Below are 6,356 nucleotides of genomic sequence, written 5' to 3'. Positions count from 1 at the left end.
TCGGCTGGTGCTGCCCGACATGGTCGGCACCGGTGGCGATTCACATACGCGCTTCCCAATCGGATTGAGTTTCCCAGCGGGATCGGGACTAGTCGCGTTTGCCGCAGCGACAGGCGCCATGCCACTCGATATGCCAGAGTCGGTGCTTGTGCGCTTCCGTGGCCAAATGCAATCAGGAATCACAATTCGTGATTTGGTACACGCCATTCCGCTGTACGCCAAACGCGCAGGCCTCCTGACATTAGAAAAGGCAAACAAAGTTAATGCCTTTGCAGGCCGAATTCTGGAGATCGACGGCCTGTCTGACCTGACTGTGGCTCAGGCATTCGAATTCACAGATGCATCAGCGGAGCGGTCAGCGGCCGCATGCGCGGTCCAGTTAGGCATCCCGGCAGTGCGGAGCTTTCTACAAGAGAACGTGAAATTGATTCAACGCATGATTGCCGAGGGATACAACGAGCGGGCAACTCTTGAGAGAAGGCTACAGGCGATGGAGAACTGGCTGAATGAGCCATCTCTGTTAAGAGCAGACCAGAATGCTACGTACGCAGCTGTACTAGAGATCAATCTAGACGAGATTTCCGAACCTATTCTGTGTTGTCCGAACGACCCGGATGACGCTCGCTTCCTGTCGGAAGTAGCAGGGACGAACATTGACGAGGTGTTCCTCGGCTCGTGCATGACCAACGTCAGTCATTTTCGCACCGCCAGCGACCTCATCAAAGGCAACGGAGAGGTGCCCGTCCGCATGTGGATAGCGCCGCCCACCAAGTTGGACGCGGATATTCTGCGGGAAGAAGGCCGCTTTTCGACTTTTGGCAAAGTCGGAGCACGAATCGAAACTCCGGGATGCTCCCTATGCATGGGTAACCAAGCTCGAGTCAGAGACGGCGCCACTGTCGTGTCAACCAGCACTCGAAACTTCCCCAATCGCATGGGCAACGGCGCAAAGGTATTTTTAGCGTCCGCGGAAACGGCGGCCATCGCATCCAGCCTCGGGCGGATCCCGACAATCGAGGAATATCAGTCGATGATGGCGGGGATTGCTGAAATATCGTAGCGGGGCGCGCTCAACAGGTCATCTGTTGAGCACGAAGAGCTAGCCGACTGTCTCAGTCGGCTCCGCCGTACTCTCGTTAGCTTTTTGCTCTGTGCGAAATGCCGACGGTACGGCTTTTTTACGCCTTGAGTTGTCCAGATGATTGCGGAGCAAGGAAGCGGCTGAAATGAAGTCACCACCTTCAATAGCATCGAGAATGGCGAGATGTTCCTGCGCCAATTCAACGCGGGGCAATTGTCGGCGTGACTGCTGATACTCGACCACGCGACGCATCTTATCGAGCCGGCGGAGGATCTGGATTGCGAGCTTATTTCCTGACCACTTTGCAATGGTGGCGTGGAAGTTCGCATTGGATTCAAAGCGCTCGATCGGTGTCAGTGTTCGATGCAGCCCGCTCACGATGCTTAATTGCTCTTTCCGAAGCTCGTCCAACTCCGCCAGGTCCGGTCGAAACTTCGGACTTAGTATGCCTGCTGGCTCAATGGCAATGCGCAGGGCATAAAGGTCCTCGTAACCTTCGAGGCTGTTCACGCTCGCAGTGAACTCCCAGCCATACCCTGTCTCTTTTTCTGTCCAACCCTCCGTCTCGGCCCGCTGCAAAGCGCGACGGAGTTCCGGCCGAGTGACGTTTAGAAGGCGTATGAGGTCCGCCTCCTTCATCGATCCCGCCACTTCACCACCGAAATAGGCGTCTGCCAGGCGCAGGTAGACCGCGTCATCAGCTACAGCCACTTCATCTAAAGTTTCGATGGGAATGTCTGTGGCGTTCGCGACCAACGAGTAGCCTTTGTGCTTGTCATAGCGAACAACGCCAAGCTGCGTTAAATGCTCAAGCGCCACGCGGATAGGCGAACGCGACGTGCCGATGAGCTTCGCCAAGCCCCACTCCGGAAGGTGATGCCCCGCCATGAGCCCTTCCCGGCGCACGTAAGCCACGATGGCCTGTACGGCTTTTTTTTGGCCCAAAGTTAAATCTGCGGACATGTTCACCACACAGCGCCATTAGTCATGCAATCAAATATACCACGCGATCCTGCGTATTTTTTGACGAAAGAGAACAATACCGTTGCCACTTGTCTACCTCGACACCCGGAATGGGTGGCATAGCACGGTATGCCAGCTACGCCGGAATTATAGAATGTGCAGATCTCGCCCTCTGAGTGTCGCCCGGAGGGCTCGGGGTGCCAATCGCAGAACACCATTGCATTTCGTACTATGAATGTGCAAAATACAATGATGTCCTCGATACCCTGTCTAGAAAGCTGCCTCCAAGTTGGCGGCGTCGCGCACCGCTACGTCGACCTACCCGCGATGCTGGGGCCCTCCCTGGCCAGGCTGCCGTTCGTGCTCCGCGTATTATTCGAGAACGTCACTCGCACCATGGAAGGGGCCGAGCGCGACGAGGCGATCACGGCCCTTCTTGCGTGGCTCGAAACTGGCACCAGCACGACCGAGATTGCGTTCCAGCCCGGCCGCGTTTTGATGCACGACACGACCAGTACGCCAGCATTGGTGGATATCGCTGCAATGCGTGATGCACTTGCCGAGGCCGGTGCCGACCCGACTGCGCTGAACCCGGTCGTGCCAGTCGACTCTTCGGTGGATCACTCCCTCGCCGTCGAGGCCTTCGCCCAGTCCGATGCCGCCGAAGTGAACCTGAAGGTTGAATGCACTCGCAATGCCGAGCGGTACAGCTTCTTACGCTGGGCATCCAAGTCCCTGGCCCGCGTTCGGATTCATCCGCCTGGGACAGGCATCATGCACACCCTCAACTTGGAGCAACTTGCGACAGTCGTGACCTCCGAGGAGCGGAATGGCGCCAAATGGGTCATTCCCGATACGCTCATCGGCACCGACAGTCATACTCCGATGATTAACGGCATTGGCGTGCTTGGTTGGGGGGTTGGCGGACTTGAAGCGCAGACGGTGATGTTTGGCATGCCCGTCATGCAGCGCATCCCGGACGTTATCGGCGTGCGCTTCCACAATGCGCTGCGTCCAGGCGTACTGGCTACCGACCTGGCGCTGACCGTCACCCAGCGACTTCGGGCCATTGAAGTGTCGGGCGAATTCGTAGAGTACTTCGGGCCAGGGGTTGCCACCCTGTCTGCGGGCGAGCGAGCCGTTGTAGCCAACATGGCGCCAGAGTACGGGGCGACGACAGGCTTCTTCCCCATCGACGACAAGACGCTGACGTATCTCATCTCGACGGGCCGGAGCACAGATCACGTAGCGCTGGTCGGAGAGTATGCCAAGCGCATCGGCCTGTGGTTCGACAAAAACCAAGAGCCTCGATACACCCGGACCATCGAAGTCGACCTCGCAAGCGTTGATATGCACATTGCCGGGCCTAGGCGACCACAGGACCTACTGGCCTACACTGACACCGGCACCGCACTTGCCAAGTTTCCCTTTGAACAGAAGGTCGCATTGGAGCAAATGCCGCGTTATCCCGTTGCGATCGCGGCGATTACCAGTTGTACAAACACGTCCGACCCCGCTCTTCTGATTGCGGCTGGACTTGTCGCACGGAAGGCCCGCGCATTTGGACTTTCCGTCGCACCGTGGACAAAGACCTCGCTTGCCCCTGGCTCGCCGGCTGCGGCGGCGTATCTTGAGCGGTGTGGGCTGACGGACGATCTGGCCGCGGTGGGATTCGACATAGTCGGATATGGATGTACGACGTGCATCGGGAACCCTGGCCCACTGACACCCGAAATAAGGGAGGCCATGGCCCACCAGTCGGCGTGGCCTGTAGCAATGCTGTCCGGCAATCGCAACTTCCCTGGACGCATTCACCCCGAGCTGAATCTGGCGTTCATCATGTCTCCGCCTCTCGTGGTCGCATTCGCTTTGGCGCGCAACGCCGAGGCCGACCTTGAGCGCGAGCCGGTGCAGGTCGCCCCTGATGGCACGCCGGTGTACCTGAAAGACCTCTGGCCTAGCCGTGAAGAAGTAGAGGAGCTCCTGGCCAGAGGCACGGACCCTCGCGATTACCGTAAAGCATTCGAAATCGCATCCGGCAACCCGATTTGGGGTTCCCTTCCCTCGCCTGATTCGCCACGCTACCCATGGGATGATAGTTCGACAGCTTTGCGCCGACCGCCTTTCGCATCCCTTGACCAAGCGTCGCAATTGGGAAGCTATGAGGCATTTCCGCTGCTGGTGCTTGGAGACGACGTTACAACCGACCACATCTCGCCGGCGAGCGCTATCCCCAAGGACAGCTTTGTCGCCGACTTTCTGGTCAGCCGAGGAGACGACCGGAACGACCTCAACGTATTCGCGTCACGCCGCGGGAACTGGGAAGTCATGGTTCGGGCCGCCTTCTTCAACAAGACCCTCCTCAACCTACTGCAGCCCGACGCGCCGACTGCCCACACTGTCCATGTGCCAAGCGGCGGTATTCAGCCAATCTTCGAGGTGGCGGACCGCTACCGGCGGGATGGAGATTCCGTCGTGCTGATCGCAGGAGAGCGCTATGGGACAGGATCGTCCCGAGACTGGGCAGCCAAGGGGCAACGCCTGCTCGGGATTCGGGCCGTCATCGCATTGAGCTTCGAGCGCATTCACCGCTCCAACCTCATTGGCATGGGGATATTGCCTTTACGCATGCCCAAAGGTATGACTCCGCAATCTTTGAACATTCAACTGGGTGACATGGTTGTGATAAACGCAGCCCCAGATAAACTCTCACCTCGCTGCAACATTCTTGTGCGCATTGTTCGCCGAAGCGGCACGGTGGACACGTTTGAGGCGACGGCCGCTGTCGAGACTCGACTTGAGGTGGACCTTCTCCGCGAAGGCGGAGTCATCCCCTTGATATTGCGGAAGACTTTGGCGCAAGGCGCACGGGAACAATCTCTCCACTAAAGAAAGGGAATTTCCACAAGCACAACTATGAGCAAGTGCAGTTCGGCAGCCATCGACATCATCTCGTTTATCCAGAATGAAAACTTGGCCGTTGGCGCACATCTTCCTGCGCAGCGCCTGGCGGACAAGTTGCGCGTATACCGATCTCCTTTGAATGAAGCCCTTCTTCGCCTGCATGAACGAGGCATTGTCACCCGGAAGGAAAACCACGGCTACTTTGTGGCCAAAGTCATGGATGTTCCAGCATCTGAAGTGGCATCGCAGCTTCTGAAAGACCGTCACGAGCTCACGGCAACGCAACTCAACGCCGTGCTGCAACGAATTTCTCAAGAAGGACGGGGGATGCCCTCCCCAGGCTATGGCTGGGAGTTTATGCCGTAGATGCCGTAGACCATCGGCGGACGAGCGTCGTCGGCTAAAAGCCGCAAGCGTATGCATTGGCACGCGCATCGTGCAACACGTGGTGCTCGCCACCGTACCGTAAAAAAGTATGCCGACGGGCGTGCAGGGTCGAGTTGGCCACGGATATTCTCGAAGCGCCAATCGGTCGGCAATCGCCCGCTCAGAAGTACTCGCAGCATGTCAAGGTCCACGGTGTGGTCGTAGCAGAGGACAGGCTTGGAAGCCGCAGGAATGCCCGCGATCCAATCGCACAACTCTTCACGCAGTTGCGCCAAATTCATCGCTCTTTCCTCGCATCGGCCGAACTGCGGTATCACGAGCGCTCGGACGAAATCGCTGCACCTGGTTTCGCTAAAGTCCGTACGCTCTCCATAGAATACGTAACCATTCTCTCCAACGATGGCGATACTCAGGACCTCAGGTGTCTGGAAGTCGCTAAATTTTGTGTCCATAAAGTATCGGTTGTCCCAACCGCTGCGGCGATGAGGCCCCAACGACCAATTCATCGCGTCCTGAAAGTGCGAATCCGTCATGGTGTACCCGTTTCTGCGGGCGCGTGCCAGAGGCGCTGACCGCGCCGATAGTGCGTCGCGACACCGTGGGGCACTGAAAACCGACTGGTGGGTGAACTGTGTCACGGTGAGCAGGCCTTGGTGGCTCTCGCTATATACGCTCGCACCGATTAGGATCTCACGCAATGACTCCAGACGCCAGTCCTCAACACTTTGCACGCCACTTGTACGCACCACCGCCGCCCCGCGCAACACGCTCGGGCCTCCAAGAAACTGGTCAAGAGATACGGCACCGCGAGTGAGACCCATCCAGACGACGCGTGGTACCGCACGAGATCGCTTCTCGCCGACGCGAAGCACCAGCAAGTCACCGGGCATCCACTGCTCCATCACCGCCCACACCCTGCGCCACCGGTGATCGCCGACTGCAGCGGCAATCGATTCTCGTCGCTGGGACTGGTGGGGCTACACAGGCTTGGACAAATGGGATACGAAAGAGGCGGTCCAGC

General features: G+C 58.1%; 4 protein-coding genes. 3 read left to right on the top strand and 1 reads right to left on the bottom strand.

The window, feature by feature from the left end:
• A partial coding sequence (locus CBM2588_RS30920; RefSeq protein ID WP_269462469.1) for an aconitase family protein occupies positions 1–1,060 on the top strand: 1,060 nt, incomplete at its 5' end.
• A gap of 39 nt (positions 1,061–1,099) precedes the next feature.
• Here CBM2588_RS30920 and CBM2588_RS30915 read toward each other — a convergent pair.
• Complete coding sequence (locus tag CBM2588_RS30915; RefSeq protein WP_115684114.1) at positions 1,100–2,044, bottom strand: GntR family transcriptional regulator; 945 nt, start codon at positions 2,042–2,044, stop codon at positions 1,100–1,102.
• 252 nt (positions 2,045–2,296) lie between these two features.
• Here CBM2588_RS30915 and acnA point away from each other — a divergent pair, with 252 nt between their 5' ends.
• Entirely contained in the window at positions 2,297–4,933 is a 2,637-nt protein-coding gene (gene acnA, locus CBM2588_RS30910; protein WP_373424432.1) for an aconitate hydratase AcnA, read from the top strand.
• Positions 4,934–4,960: 27 nt separating this feature from the next.
• Positions 4,961–5,314, top strand: coding sequence for a GntR family transcriptional regulator (locus CBM2588_RS30905; RefSeq protein ID WP_115684112.1), 354 nt, complete (start codon positions 4,961–4,963; stop codon positions 5,312–5,314).
• Positions 5,315–6,356 lie beyond the last annotated feature (1,042 nt).

This window comes from Cupriavidus taiwanensis (assembly GCF_900250075.1).
GTDB classification, from domain to species: Bacteria; Pseudomonadota; Gammaproteobacteria; order Burkholderiales; family Burkholderiaceae; genus Cupriavidus; species Cupriavidus taiwanensis_C.
The sequence above is the reverse complement of the archived record's forward strand: the minus strand, read 5'-3'. Positions and strand labels throughout refer to the sequence as shown.

What these genes read in the sequence shown, in the direction of transcription:
- CBM2588_RS30915 (WP_115684114.1), bottom strand. Translation starts at nt 2,044, where the DNA reads ATGTCCGCAGATTTAACTTTGGGCCAAAAAAAAGCCGTACAGGCCATC.
- acnA (WP_373424432.1), top strand. Translation starts at nt 2,297, where the DNA reads ATGTCCTCGATACCCTGTCTAGAAAGCTGCCTCCAAGTTGGCGGCGTC.
- CBM2588_RS30905 (WP_115684112.1), top strand. Translation starts at nt 4,961, where the DNA reads ATGAGCAAGTGCAGTTCGGCAGCCATCGACATCATCTCGTTTATCCAG.